Source organism: Noviherbaspirillum sp. Root189, assembly GCF_001428545.1.
GTDB lineage: Bacteria > Pseudomonadota > Gammaproteobacteria > Burkholderiales > Burkholderiaceae_D > Noviherbaspirillum.
In genome coordinates, this window is record NZ_LMHZ01000023.1 from 304835 (window position 1) to 318624 (window position 13790).

Genomic DNA, 13790 nt, shown 5'->3' on the forward strand with positions numbered 1-13790 from the left:
AATATCGTTACTTTGAAGAACATCAAACGCGCTTCTTGTCCTATGGGCTTATTCCTGTGCGCAAGCAAGGCGGCACATTCCTGGACAGCTAAGATACGCTGGGGAACTACTTACGGTGTTCGCGCGAAGGATGAAATCTGTACGTACTGTGCGTACCGTGCGGACATATCCTCCGCCGCGACTGGAATACATCACTTGAGGCGGAGAAGGAAGCATTTGTCAAAAGGAGTTGGTTTACATCATGGGTATATCGAGCAATCAACGATACACAATTCGGCGCGACGGTATCCCTTCCACAGCGTCGCAGTGGCATGCGGCGCATCAGGCAATGCAGCATTTATCGGTTGAAGATACACCGCAACAGCATGCGGAACGCTTGGGAAATTTGCTTGAACGCTGTGCCGATGCGATTCTGCTGATCCGCGATGGCCGGATTGTTGGTTGCAACCAGGCGGCGGGCGAGATGTTTTCGCCTGCCGGGAGCCGTCTTGAAGGCCATACGCTCGAAGAAGTCATCAATGCGTCGGAGAATGGCATACCCTCGCCTATCGGCCTTGCCTACTGCCCTGCCACCATGCATCGCACCCTGCAGCTGGCCGACGGAAGTCCGATCGACGCGGAAGTCACCGTATCGCCCTACATCGACGTCACGGTTCCGGATGGCAGGCTGCTGGTCATCCGGGACGTCAGTGCGCGCAAGCGTATTGCCGCTACGCTCCTGCAGCAGGACAAGTACATCCGCCTGATAACAGACACCGTGCCGGCGTTGATCGCGTACGTTGATCATGAAGAATGCTATCGCTTCGTCAATGCTGCTTACCAGCAGTGGTTCGGACTTCCACGTGACGACATCGTCGGACGCAAGGTACGCGACGTCCTTGGCACGGCTTATCCGGATGCAAAGCCGTTCATTGCACAGGCATTGAACGGCCATCTTGTCCATTTCGAGCTGGCGCTTGACAGCGTTGCCGGCAAGCGGCATGTGATGGTGGTGTATAGCCCGGATCTGCAGGCCGATGGCCGCGTTGCCGGATTTTCCGCAATGGCCACCGACATCACGGACCGGCGCGACCATGAACAGGCATTGCGCGCGCAGGAACGCCAGTTGCGCCTGATTACCGAGGCGCTGCCCGTCTTCATTGCGCAATGTGATCTCGACTATCGACTCACATTCGTCAACAAGACCTATGCGGACCGCTTCGGTTTTCACCCCAAGGAGATCGTCGGCAAACGGATTCCTGAAATTGTCGGCGATGAAGCATTTTCGAATGTGCGTCAGTATATCGATGCCGCCTTGCGCGGCCAGCCGCAAGAGCATGAAGTCAATGTTCCCTTGCCCGATGGTGGAAACCAGTTCATGCAAATGATGTATGTGCCGGACTTCGACGACGAAGGCAACGTACGGGGACTGCTAGCGGCAATCAGCGACATCACGCGATTGCGCGATACGGAGGAGCAGTTGCAGCGCCGTGAGCTCGAGTTTAAAACCCTGGTAGAAAATTCGCCGGACATCATTTCCCGCATCGATCGCAAGATGCGCCATCTCTACGTGAACCCCGCGATCACCAAATTGGGAGCGCAGCCGCCGGAAGCCTACATCGGCAAGACCAAGGCTGAACTCGGCCTGCCGGAAACGGTGGTACGGGCATGGGACGAAGCCGCGTACGCCGCTTTCGACACTGGCGCCGAACAACGGCTGGATTTCGATCTGGAGATCGAGGGCCAGATCCGCTACTTCTCCGGGCGCATTGTTCCGGAAATCGACCGCTGGGGACAAATCGATTCGGTGATCGCCATTGCCTATGACGTAACCTCCCGTGCCCGCATGGAAAAGGAGCGCGACGAGTTGCTCGCCCGTGAACGCAGCGCACGCATCCAGGCAGAGACGGCTGCCAAGGCCCGTGATGAATTCCTCGCTATCGTGTCGCACGAATTGCGGGCCCCGCTCAATGGTATCCAGAGCTGGGCCCATGTCCTGGAAAACTATGTTCAGGATGTGGTCACGGTGCCGCTTGCGCAACGTGCTCTCCAGGGAATCAAGACCGGTGTGAACCAGCAAGTGCGCCTGATCGAAGACTTGCTCGATGTCACGCGCATGATGAGCGGAAAATTCCGGTTGATGAAGCAGCCGCTGGCGCTTCTTCCGGCCTTGCAGGCGGCGGTCAACAGTGTGCGCGCAATGGCGGCATCGAAGAAAATCAGCCTTAGCTGCAATTACCGCATCACCAGCGAGCAGATCGAGGGGGATGCGGACCGCGTACAGCAGATTTTCTGGAACCTGTTGTCCAATGCCGTCAAGTTTACGTCCGAGGGCGGCCACGTCTGGCTGACCGCATCGATCGCGGGCGAGCAGATCTGTGTGACGGTACGGGATGACGGCGCCGGGATCTCCCCGGCATTTCTGCCGCATCTCTTCAATCGTTTCAGCCAGGAAGATACTTCCAGCACACGTGACCATAGCGGACTGGGACTGGGACTGTTCCTGGTACGCCACCTGGTCGAAATGCACAACGGCCAGGTCAAGGCGGACAGTGAAGGTGAAGGCAAGGGAACAACCTTCAGCGTGTACTTCAAGCTGCGTCCGCGCACCGAACAATATCTGACGGTCGGTCCCGCTGAGCCAGCTTCCAGCATGCCGCTTCCCTCATTGGAAGGGCGTTGCGTACTGCTTATTGACGATCAGCCTGAAGCACGCGAATCGTTGACCGTGGTACTGAGTGCCGCCGGCGCCGATGTGTTCGCTGCCGCTACGGCGGGTGAAGCGATTAAATGGCTGTCGGGACTGGCACCGGATAGCTATCCCGACGTGCTGATTTCGGACATTGCGATGCCTGGCGAAGACGGCTATGCGGTGCTAAGGCGCATCCGTACCTGGCAGGCACCGAATGGCCGCACTCCCCTGCAACGCCTGCCGGCCCTGGCCCTGACGGCCTTTGCAGAACGCGAGGACCGCATACGCGCATTAACCGCCGGCTTCCAGATGCATGTCACCAAACCGGTCGCTCCGGAAGAACTGATCATCGTAATCGATACGATGGCGGCACGTGATTAGAGCGCTTTCGTCTGACTGTACTGTCGACGCCGGGCGCTTTGCCCGCGGCACGGCGTTGCAACTCCTTGCCATGGCTCGCCATGTCGCGTCGCTGCGCCTTGTTCCGCGGGCAAATCACCTCGGCCTCGCCCGGCCCAGTCAGGACGAAAGCGCTCTAGTACAGGATGGCGCCAATGAAAAGGGCGGAATACGCTTTCGCGTATTCCGCCCTTTAACGTCAGCGCTGCTATGCGTAGGGCACGGCGGCCCCTAGCACAACCCTAACACAATTTTGTTAATGATAAGAGTCGCTGCTGCTACCCTGCATCGATGACTCGTCTTTCTTCTGTATTCCCTCGTAAGGTCCGTATTCCTCCAGCCGGTTATAGAGCGTCTTGAGGCTGATCCCAAGAATATCCGCGGCACGCTTCTTGACACCGCCGCAGAGTTCGAGCGTTGCATAGATCAGCTTGCGGTCGACATCGGCAAGCGATGTGCCGACCGGGATGGCCAGAGTCAATCCGACCGGCGACTGGGTGGTGATCACCGGTGCCAGTGCCGCGGCATCAATGATATGGTCGGACAGAATGAAGGCGCGTTGCATGTAATTGCGCAACTCACGTACATTTCCTGGCCAGTGATAATTGCTCAGGCATGCAAGTCCGTCCGGGGATAACAACTTGTTCGTACCGTGTGCAGCGTTAAGGTCATCCAGGAAGTGCTGCGCGAGCAATTCAATATCCGCACCGCGTTCACGAAGCGGCGGGATCTTTAGCGGGAAGACATTAAGGCGATGGTACAGGTCGAGTCGAAGCTTGCCTTCCGCGACCGCGGCTTCAGGATCACGATTGCTCGCGGCAATGACACGCACATCGGTCTCGATTTCCTGGTTACTGCCGATTCGCATGAAGGAGCCGGTTTCCAGGACACGGAGCAGCTTCACCTGTAATTCCACCGGCATTTCCGTGATTTCATCCAGGAAAAGCGTGCCGCCGTTGGCACGTTCGAAATAGCCCTTGTGCTGGCGATCCGCGCCGGTGAAGCTGCCCTTTTCGTGACCAAAGATTTCGCTTTCGATCAATTGCGGAGAAATGGCGCCGCAGTTGACGGGAAGGAAGGGATGTTTCTGGCGAAGACTAAGGTCATGGATGGTTTGTGCTGCCAGTTCCTTGCCCGTACCGCTCTCCCCTAACAGCAATACGGTTGCTTCGGTAGGCGCAACGCGGCCGATGTGGTTATAGAGCTTTTGCATGGCCGGCGCCGCACCCAGCATCTGGCCGAAATGGCCAAGGCGGCGCAGTTCGCTACGCAGGACACCAATTTCTTCCTTCAGATCCACCGTGCGCGGAATGCGCGCCAGCAAAGACTTGAGGCGACGGAAGTTGATTGGCTTGGTCAGATAGTCGGCCGCGCCGAGACGCAATGCTTCCACTGCAGTTTCGACGCTGGCGTGTCCAGTGATCAATACGATTTCAGTGGTGGCACGGGACTCGATATCATTGAACAAATCCATCCCGCTGCCGTCCGGCAATTTAAGGTCGATCAGTACGACGTCCGGGCGCTGTCGCATGATCTCTGTCTGAGCATCGCGAATGTTGCCTGCGACGGCAGTGGTAAATCCTTCGGCCGCCGAAATTTCCATCAGCGCTTCGCGCGTGTTCACGTCATCGTCAACGATCAATACATGTGGCATATATCACTGTCTCGTACGGTGTTAATCCGAACGGCGATTGCTTATTGCTGCTTGCTGATTGCAATGGCAATACCGGTCGGCAAAAGCAGCAGGCAAGTCTTCATGAATCAAATCATGTCGGCGGCCTGCTGTCGTCAAAAAGCGAAGATGTCCGGCATGGAAACACCTTTACGCGCTTTCTGTGGCAGCCATTGCCGTCGTGCCCCAAGGGTACGAACGTCAATATGCGTAAAAACAGTTATTGGAATTGTGCGAACTTGTTGACTCTGCTTTGGACAGCGATTTCAACAGAATATTCAGCATATGACTTCGACTCTTATTGTCCAAGCACGTATGCATTTTCTTATTGAGCCAAAACAGTGATCCATGAAATTGCCTTCGTGTTCCTGCAATGAATTTCATGTTGAGGGATACGCTTGCGCTTGCTACGTTAGATAGCCTGATGGTTTGAAACTATGATCCGGTCTGAACCGGTTGAGGAATGTGCTGTACGCCAATATACCCTTCACCATTAGGTTAGATAAGATATGTAACGCTCGTGACGTGATAGTGCAGTCATCGAGTGTTACATATCTGGGTATGCCTACAATGCGCAAGCGGTCTGCCCGACCAGCTTGCGCACTACCTTGCGGCATGGCGGAGTGCCTTGGGCGTATTATTTCGAACCGGTACCGCCGCCCGCACCGGTTGTGCCGGAACCGCCTGCACCGCCCGAGCCGCTGGAACCCATGGAACCTGCACCACTCGAACTGCTGCCTGTAGCGCCGCTTCCGCCCGAGGTGTCGCCTGCGCGACGGTCACAACCCACTGCTGTCAGGCTCAGCGCAGCGACAACCAACAAAACTTTCGATGTCGTCTTCAGTGCATTCATTCTTGTTCCTTTCAAAAAAGTTAACGTTGTCTGTCACGTTCTTGACCGTACCTTTTGCGATAAGTTCTATGAAGCTTTTCGCAAGGTCAGATTCTGCAGGACGCAGATTCCATGCCATCGCATGCTGATGTAAAGCAAGTACAAGCTTATTCCAGGCTTAGGCACACCTAGGATGGGGCTTATGCATGTGACAACCGGTGCGTAGCGCGACATGTATAGAGCATAGGGCCGGGGTAAAACTTACAGCAGCGACGTAATGCTTACAGTTCTTCTATTCCTGCAGTAAGAGACGTCACATCATCGACATCGCAATCATTGCCGGTCGTAAGCTTTGTCCCGTTTACTTTGAGCGAATATCAATCCTTGTAAGTAGCGTACACACCACCATTTAGTTATCGTGTATCTTGAAGCTTGTCGTTCTCGTCGACCATCGATGCGTAATGCCGGGAGAAGGATTCAGGCAGTACCGCACGCAACGTCAACCATGACTGGTTTGCGCACTGGAACTGAAATAGCGCAAGTGAGTCTTCACGCTTTGATGTAAAAATCATGACGTCTTCTTCGACGCTCACGCCTGAGCGCTACGACCGGCCACACGGGAGTGGCCAAACGGAACCACACATGGCCCTCGAAAAATCACTGAAGCACTTCGGCATCATGCACGGCACGTCGCCGATCATGGAGCGGCTCTACCAGCAAGTGGACAAAGTGGCGGCAACCGAAGCAACCGTCCTTCTGGTGGGCGAGAGCGGGACCGGCAAGGAAGTTATTGCCAATGCGCTTCACCACAGCAGTGCGCGAAGCGAGCAGGCATTTGTTGCCGTCAATTGCGGCGCAATTCCGGCACATCTGATCGAGGCTGCATTGTTCGGTCACGAGAAGGGCAGTTTCACCGGCGCAGTGCGCCAGCAGATCGGTTACTTTGAGCATGCATCCGGCGGCACCCTGTTCCTCGATGAAATAACGGAGATGCCGGTCGACATGCAGGTCAAGCTGCTGCGGGTGCTGGAGTCCGGAACTTTTCTGCGGGTTGGTGGCGATGAGGAAGTAAAAGTCGATGTGCGCCTGATAGCGGCAACCAATCGCGATCTCGATACGGCGGTCAAGCAAGGCAACTTGCGTGAGGATCTGATGTACCGGCTTGCCGTGTTTCCTATTCGGATTCCACCTTTGCGCGAGCGTGGCAACGACATCGAAGCGCTTGCCAATCATTTCCTTTTTGAACTGAACGAGAAAGACAAGGCGAACAAGGTATTTTCCAAAAGCTCACTCGATGTCATCCGCTCTTATTCCTGGCCGGGCAATGTACGGGAGCTGAAAAATGTGGTGCAGCGTGCCTATATTCTGGCGACCGACACGCTCAATATTGAGGACTGCATTTCTGACCTGTCGACCAAAAAGCCCACTGTACATGAAGGCTATCTGAATTTCTTTGTGGGAACGCCACTTGCCGATGCGCAAAAAGAAATCATCCTGGCAACGCTCAAACATTACAGCGGCAACAAGCGATTGACAGCCGAGGCGCTGGGCATCAGTTTGAAGACGCTCTATAACCGCCTGAAAGAGTATTGAGCACAGTCGATTATCCATTACGTACCAGCACGTACCAGCGCAATGCCGAACACCGCACCGCATAGCGCTGGCAAAAGATTCAGGCGTTGACTACTTCGCCGCCGTTCGGATGCAGCACCTGCCCCGTCATATACGACGAATCTTCCGAAGCGAGAAACACATAGCAGGGTCCAACTTCATCCGGTTGTCCGGCGCGGCCCATTGGCGCCTTCTGCCCAAAGCTCGACACCTGTTTTTCGTCGAAGGTTGCCGGAATCAGCGGAGTCCAGATCGGCCCCGGCGCCACCGCATTGACCAGGATTCCGCGCTCGACTAACTGCTGCGACAGGGAACGGGTAAAGGCGACGATTGCTCCCTTGGTCGACGAATAATCGATCAGATGCGAGCTGCCGCGATAGGCAGTCACCGATGTGGTGTTGATGATGCGGGCACCAGGCTTGAGGTGGGGTAACGCCGCCTTGACGGTGAAGAACATTGAAAAAATATTCGTGCGGAAGGTTTTCAGCAATTGGTCTTCGGTGATGTCTTCAATGCTTTGTTGCGGATACTGCTGGGCCGCATTGTTGACCAGGATGTCCAGCTTGCCGAATGATGACACGGCGGTGTCAACCATCTTGCTGCAAAACGCTGCATCGCCGACATCCCCTGCAATCAATACGCATTCACGTCCTTCCGCCTCGATATAGCGTTGCGTTTCCTTAGCATCCTCATGCTCGTCGAGATAGGCGATAACGACGTTCGCTCCCTCTTTGGCAAAGCCGATCGCCGCAGCGCGGCCAATGCCGCTGTCGCCGCCCGTCACCAGCGCTACCTTGCCTTTCAATTTTCCACTGCCTTTGTAATTTCGCATTTCGGCCTGCGGCTTCGGCGACATGGCCTGCTCCGAGCCGGGTTGCTTGTCCTGATGCTGGGGCGGGAAGGATTGATCCTGTGAAGCCATGATGTTCCTTTCAATATTGAAGCGTTCTGGTCCCCGATTAATGCTTGGTTGACTTCGACTGCGTGCGGCTCTTGCCTGCTTTTTTCAGGGAGATCGCGACCGCCTGTTTGACCGCCTTCTTTTTGGAGCCGGGACGGCTGTTGCCTATCTTGCCGTCGTGTTCGTACTCATGCACGAGCGTTTTGATATTGCTCTTCACTGCTTGTTGACTCTTTCCGCCTTTCAATGGCATGGCATCCTCCTGTGTCGGTAGGTGAACGGTGTTGCTAATTCAAGATTGACATTGAAAGGCTAAAGGCGAGCAGGTTCTGTGCCATTTGCGATATGGCACAGAAGCTTATTGAAAGGAAATGAACCGCGGAATCAGGCGGCGATGGGCTGCGTTCTGGCGAACGCTTCCATCAATAAGGCGGGATCGCCAGCGGCGAGTTTTTTAGAATCGGACAGGGTCTGCCGGAATGCGCGTGCGCCAGGCAATCCCGTCATCAGGCCGAGCATATGGCGGGTGATGCTATTGAGGCGCAAGCCACCGCCGACACTGCCCTTGCCATGGCGCGCAAGCTGATCGGCGATATATGGCAGCATGGCCTGGAGCACTTCGGCGCGCGACTTGACGGGGGACGTGTCGCCGTAATAGCGCGCGTCGAACCCGGCCATCAGATACGGGTTGTGGTAGGCCTCGCGCCCCAGCATGACGCCATCCACATGCTGCAGATGCGCATCGATTTCCGCGACGGTCTTGATACCGCCGTTGATGATGATTTCAAGTCCGGGAAAATCGCGCTTGAGTTGATAGGCGTAATCGGCTTTCAGCGGCGGAATCTCACGATTTTCCTTCGGACTCAAACCCTTGAGGATAGCGTTTCGCGCATGCACGATAAAAGTGCTGCAGCCGGCGTCAGCAATGGTGCCGACAAAATCACGGACGAAGTCATAAGACTCCACATCATCGATACCGATGCGGTGCTTGACCGTCACGTCAATCGAGACGGCATCGCGCATTGCCTTGACGCAGTCTGCGACCAGTGCAGGTTCAGCCATCAGGCAAGCGCCGAATGCGCCTTTTTGAACGCGCTCAGACGGACAACCGCAATTCAGGTTAATCTCATCATAGCCCCAGGTCTCGCCCAGCTTGGCGCTTTTGGCGAGGTCGGCGGGTTCGCTGCCGCCAAGTTGCAGTGCGACAGGATGTTCTTCGTCATTGAAGTCAAGATGGCGCGGCACGTCGCCATGGAGCAAGGCGCCAGTTGTCACCATCTCCGTGTAAAGCCAGGTGTGTCGGGTAATCTGGCGATGAAACAGGCGGCAATGACGGTCGGTCCAATCCATCATCGGAGCAACCGATAGACGGCGGGCGGGTAACTTGGCGGAATGTGGAGAGCGGATCATAATAGGACGACATTTTACCGGGATGGCTTCCGGTACGTAACAAAGGTAAAAAGCTGCATAACCACGGGTCGGGCCTTCTCCCCTCAAGGGAGCGGTCCGGGCAACACACAACAATTTCTCCAAAAGGGAAACACGCTATGGCCAATACTCTGGACACCTCGCATTTCTGGATGCCGTTTACGGCGAACCGCCAGTTCAAGAACAAACCACGCTTGCTGGCGGCTGCTTCCGGCATGTATTACACCTCGGACGACGGCCGTAAGATTCTCGACGGCACTGCCGGACTGTGGTGCGTCAACGCTGGCCATTGCCATCCAAAAATTACTGCCGCGATCCAGCAGCAGGCAGCAACCATGGATTTCGCGCCGACCTTCCAGATGGGGCATCCGAAAGTCTTCGAAGCGGCGAGCGCCCTGGTTTCAATCGCGCCGGAAGGCCTCAACCGTGTTTTCTTTTGCAACGACGGTTCAGAATCGGTGGATTCCGCGCTTAAGATCGCCCTCGCCTATCACCGTATGCGCGGCGACGGCTTGCGCACACGCCTGATCGGGCGGGAGCGCGGCTATCACGGCGTCGGCTTCGGCGGCATCGCGGTCGGCGGTATCGCTGGCAACCGCAAGCATTTCGGACCAACGTTGGCCGGTGTCGACCATTTACGGCATCCGCTCGATATCGGCAAGAATGCGTTTTCGCGCGGTCTGCCGGAGCATGGCGCGGAAATCGCCGACGAACTCGAACAGCGCTTGCTGGCGTTGCACGACCCTGCCACCGTTGCCGCGGTGATCGTCGAACCGATTCAGGGTTCTACCGGCGTTATCCTGCCGCCCAAAGGCTATCTGCAGAAATTGCGCAGCATCTGTGACAAGTACGGCATCCTGCTGATTTTCGACGAGGTTATCACTGGTTTCGGCCGCCTTGGCAGCGCATTCGCCGCCGACTTTTTCGGCGTCGTGCCGGACATGATTACCTGCGCCAAAGGCTTGACCAATGCTGCAGTTCCGATGGGCGCGGTCATCGTGCGCCAGGACATCCATGACACGTTCATGGACGCTGCGCCGGAAAACGCCATCGAATTCTTCCATGGCTACACCTATACCGGTCATCCTCTCGCCGCGGCAGCCTGTATCGCCACCCTCGACGTGTACAAGGAAGAAGGCCTGTTCGACCGCGCGGCCTCCATGGCGCCCTACTTTGAACAGGCCGCTCACAGCCTCAAGGGCCTGCCTTACGTCAAGGACGTGCGCAATCTCGGCCTGGTGTGCGGCATTGAACTGGAAAGCGTGCCGGGCAAACCGTCGGCACGCGCCTTCGACGTATTCCAGAAATGCTTCTGGGACAAGGGCGTGCTGATTCGCACGACAGGTGACATCATTGCCTTGTCGCCACCGCTGATCATCGACAAGCAGCAGGTCGACCAGTTGTTCGGCGCAATTGCAGACATCCTGAAGAGCCAGCAAGCCGTGCCGCAGTCCGAGCCTGTGGTCGCCTGAGTTGCGCGTTATTGCACCGTCGGTTCGACCATCGGTCCGGCGGGTGCCTTCTTGCCGCCTTGCGCTCGCAGGGCGGCAATCTCATTCAGCACCAACGCCGCCATGACCACACCGCCACCCAGCAAGGTTTCCCGGGTGGGGACTTCGCCGGCGCCCAGCCATGTCCATAACGGGCCAAGCAACACCTCCAGCAACGCCAACAACGCCACCTCCGGTGCGGACAGGCTTTTGGTTGCCTTGACCATCAACAGGCAGGGAAGGCCAAGCTGAAAAAATCCGAGCACCGCCAATAGCCCCACATCATGCAGGGAGGCCTGTAGTGGCCACGCGAACGGGAGCATGAGCAGCGCGGAAAAAACACTTCCCAAAAACACGGCGGGCATCAGGTCAATACCCTGTCCTGCGCGCTTGAGAATAATGAGATTGACGGCGGAGGCGACTGGCACGGCGCCCGCGATCAGCATACCGATGAGGTGCTGCCCACCAACATTGCTCATGCCGTTGACGAACATCCACAAGATGCCGACGAATGCCGCGGCAATTGCCAGCCAGGTACGCTGGGGAATGCTCTGTTTCAGCACCACCCACGCAAGAAATGCCGTCAGCAATGGCGCCACGCTCATCACGATCAGCGTGTTAGCCACTGTCGTCTTGGTAAGCGCAATCATAAAGCAGACAAACATCACGCACCACATCATGCCGCTCAGGACGCCGGTCAGGCCGGCAGAACGTATGGTGTTGACCGTCCGGGCGACGCCTTGCTGACCGACCAGAACGATGGCGACAGCCATGGCTGAAAACAGGCTGCGCCAAAACGTTACTTCAACACCACGTGCGGCGTCGAGGTGGCGCGTGATGACGCCGGCGATACTCCAGAGCGTCGGCGCAATAATCATGAGCAGCAATGCTCGCTGATGAGTCGTCAAAAGTGACATGGAACAATTGACAAAAGTTTAGTATGAAAAAAACTTGGCCCGGTCTTCCAATTGGAGGGCCGGGCCTGGGTATATCAATTCAGCGTAAACCAATAACCAAAATGCGTTGCGACTGCACCTTTGGTCACGCGCATGTAGTGCGTTCGTCGGTGCGCCCTGCCATCGTCATGTTGATCGACACGCTTATACCAATCCCAACCCATAACGCACCATGACATCGCGTCTTTTTCCGGGGGCGCCGAGCCGCCTGCCTGCGTTGCACTCGTCGTCAATAGCCCGCTATTGACTCCTCCTGCGCCTTGCCAGTCAAAAAATTGATGGGATGGACTCCCTCCGTCTTTTTGCGCCAAAGTAGACGTACTGGTTCGCATGGGCATGGGGATCAACCAACAAAAGGAGTCCGTCATGAATACTACTATCGTGGCCGTCGACCTGGCCAAATCTGTTTTCCAATTGGCTGTTGCCGATTCCGCCTGGCGTGTCATCGAGCAACACCGCCTTACCCGCACGCAATTTGAGCGCTGGTTTATCAATCGCAACGTGTCCCTTGTCATCATGGAAGCTTGTGGCTCGGCTCATCACTGGGCTCGCCGCTTTAACGCCATGGGCATTAACGTCAAGTTGCTTCCCGCTCCGTACGTACGCGCCTACGTCAAGCGTAACAAGACCGATTCCGCCGATGCCTGCGCGCTGCTCGAAGCGGCTCGCTGTGGCGACATGACCCCAGTGCGAATCAAATCTGTCGAACAGCAAGCGCTCCAAGGGCTGCACCGCGTTCGCTCGCTGTGGATGTCCACACGCACTGCAAGAATCAATGCCCTGCGCGGTTTCTGTCGTGAGTTCGGTATTTCCGTTGCGACTGGCAGTCGCAACGGCCTGGAGCAAATCAGTCGAGTCCTTGCCGATCCTGCTTCCGCAATCCCAATTCTCATTCGCGGCACAATGAAGCTGCTTGTGGAAGAGATTCGGCTGCTCGAAGCACGGGTGGCTCAGCTCGAACGCGAGCTCACGGCGCTGGCGAGACAGTCTCCTGCCTGCACCACGCTGCTGTCGATACCTGGCATTGGTCTGTTGACCGCTACTGCGATGGTGGCCGCCACCAGTGGAAATGTCGCTCATTTCAAAGATGCCCGGCACTTCGCCAGCTGGTTCGGGTTGACACCAAAGGAACATTCGTCCGGCAGCACCAGAAACCTGGGACGCATCACCAAGAAAGGCGACCNAAGATGCCCGGCACTTCGCCAGCTGGTTCGGGTTGACACCAAAGGAACATTCGTCCGGCAGCACCAGAAACCTGGGACGCATCACCAAGAAAGGCGACCGGTACTTGCGCATGTTGCTCACGCACGGTGCCCGATCGGTACTCCGAGCGGCGAGCGTCGCCGTTAAGGCTGGTCGCCAGATTGACAGCCTGCGAGCCTGGGCACTCGGTGTGCAGTCCCGAGCGAATCATAATAAGGCGGCGTGCGCTCTGGCCAATAAATTGGCACGGATTTGCTACGCCACTTTGCGTGATGGAGAAATTTACGGAGGAAGCGTTACACGAATAAGCAAGAAGCTTAGCGACCCGACGTACCCGATGCCTGCCTGAGCAGTACGCTACGAAACGAGGTTGAACATACCCGCCTTTGCGAAGAGATTGATCGCCCATCATGGCACCCAGGGATACTCCCACACCGTTTGACGCCGATAACGTGTCCGGCAGCTGTACGCCTGCCGCTTGCATTGATTGGCGCAATGGTGACGCAGATTCCATGTCGGCACGGACCACGACAGAGTCCACATTAGATGCCGGATATACGACTGCAGGCTTCTCCCTAATGTCATTCCCGTCGGTCAGTCTCTTGTACTTTGGAGGGAGTCCATATA

At 56.5% G+C, this 13790-nt stretch carries 11 protein-coding genes and 1 pseudogene; 5 read left to right on the plus strand and 7 right to left on the minus strand.

What is annotated here, in order from left to right; genetic code table 11:
• The first annotated feature begins 241 nt into the window (after positions 1-241).
• Positions 242-3052 carry a hybrid sensor histidine kinase/response regulator gene (locus ASE07_RS15750; protein ID WP_057291761.1) on the plus strand — a complete coding sequence of 937 codons (2811 nt, stop codon included), beginning with the start codon at positions 242-244 and terminating at the stop codon, positions 3050-3052.
• Positions 3053-3326: 274 nt separating this feature from the next.
• Here ASE07_RS15750 and ASE07_RS15755 read toward each other — a convergent pair whose 3' ends face one another.
• From ASE07_RS15755 to ASE07_RS28885, 3 genes are all read right to left on the minus strand, one after another.
• Positions 3327-4724, minus strand: coding sequence for a sigma-54-dependent transcriptional regulator (locus ASE07_RS15755; protein ID WP_057291762.1), 1398 nt, complete (start codon positions 4722-4724; stop codon positions 3327-3329).
• A 655-nt stretch (positions 4725-5379) separates the two neighbouring features.
• Complete coding sequence (locus ASE07_RS15765) at positions 5380-5595, minus strand: hypothetical protein (RefSeq protein WP_057291764.1); 216 nt, start codon at positions 5593-5595, stop codon at positions 5380-5382.
• 392 nt (positions 5596-5987) lie between these two features.
• Entirely contained in the window at positions 5988-6146 is a 159-nt protein-coding gene (locus ASE07_RS28885) for a hypothetical protein (protein ID WP_156396675.1), read from the minus strand.
• Positions 6147-6216: 70 nt separating this feature from the next.
• Here ASE07_RS28885 and ASE07_RS15770 point away from each other — a divergent pair, with 70 nt between their 5' ends.
• Positions 6217-7167 (plus strand): sigma-54 interaction domain-containing protein, encoded by a 951-nt coding sequence (locus ASE07_RS15770; protein ID WP_235548484.1) that lies wholly within the window; start codon positions 6217-6219, stop codon positions 7165-7167.
• Between the two features lie 79 nt (positions 7168-7246).
• Here ASE07_RS15770 and ASE07_RS15775 read toward each other — a convergent pair whose 3' ends face one another.
• From ASE07_RS15775 to dusA, 3 genes are all read right to left on the minus strand, one after another.
• Positions 7247-8107: an SDR family oxidoreductase gene (locus ASE07_RS15775; RefSeq protein ID WP_057291765.1), complete on the minus strand. Its 861-nt coding sequence runs from the start codon at positions 8105-8107 to the stop codon at positions 7247-7249.
• A gap of 37 nt (positions 8108-8144) precedes the next feature.
• Positions 8145-8339 (minus strand): hypothetical protein, encoded by a 195-nt coding sequence (locus ASE07_RS15780; RefSeq protein WP_057291766.1) that lies wholly within the window; start codon positions 8337-8339, stop codon positions 8145-8147.
• 131 nt (positions 8340-8470) lie between these two features.
• Positions 8471-9496: a tRNA dihydrouridine(20/20a) synthase DusA gene (gene dusA, locus ASE07_RS15785; protein WP_082584186.1), complete on the minus strand. Its 1026-nt coding sequence runs from the start codon at positions 9494-9496 to the stop codon at positions 8471-8473.
• A gap of 137 nt (positions 9497-9633) precedes the next feature.
• Here dusA and ASE07_RS15790 point away from each other — a divergent pair, with 137 nt between their 5' ends.
• Positions 9634-10986: an aspartate aminotransferase family protein gene (locus ASE07_RS15790; protein ID WP_057291767.1), complete on the plus strand. Its 1353-nt coding sequence runs from the start codon at positions 9634-9636 to the stop codon at positions 10984-10986.
• An 8-nt stretch (positions 10987-10994) separates the two neighbouring features.
• On the opposite strand, the gene ASE07_RS15795 is transcribed toward ASE07_RS15790, so the two are convergent.
• Positions 10995-11921, minus strand: coding sequence for a DMT family transporter (locus ASE07_RS15795; protein ID WP_057291768.1), 927 nt, complete (start codon positions 11919-11921; stop codon positions 10995-10997).
• A 405-nt stretch (positions 11922-12326) separates the two neighbouring features.
• On the opposite strand from ASE07_RS15795, the gene ASE07_RS15800 reads away from it, so the two are divergent.
• Positions 12327-13143 (plus strand): IS110 family transposase (locus ASE07_RS15800; protein ID WP_235548485.1); only part of this gene is annotated, 817 nt, incomplete at its 3' end.
• Between the two features lies 1 nt (position 13144).
• Positions 13145-13512 (plus strand): annotated as a pseudogene (locus ASE07_RS30700) (transposase); the annotation flags it as partial.
• Positions 13513-13790 lie beyond the last annotated feature (278 nt).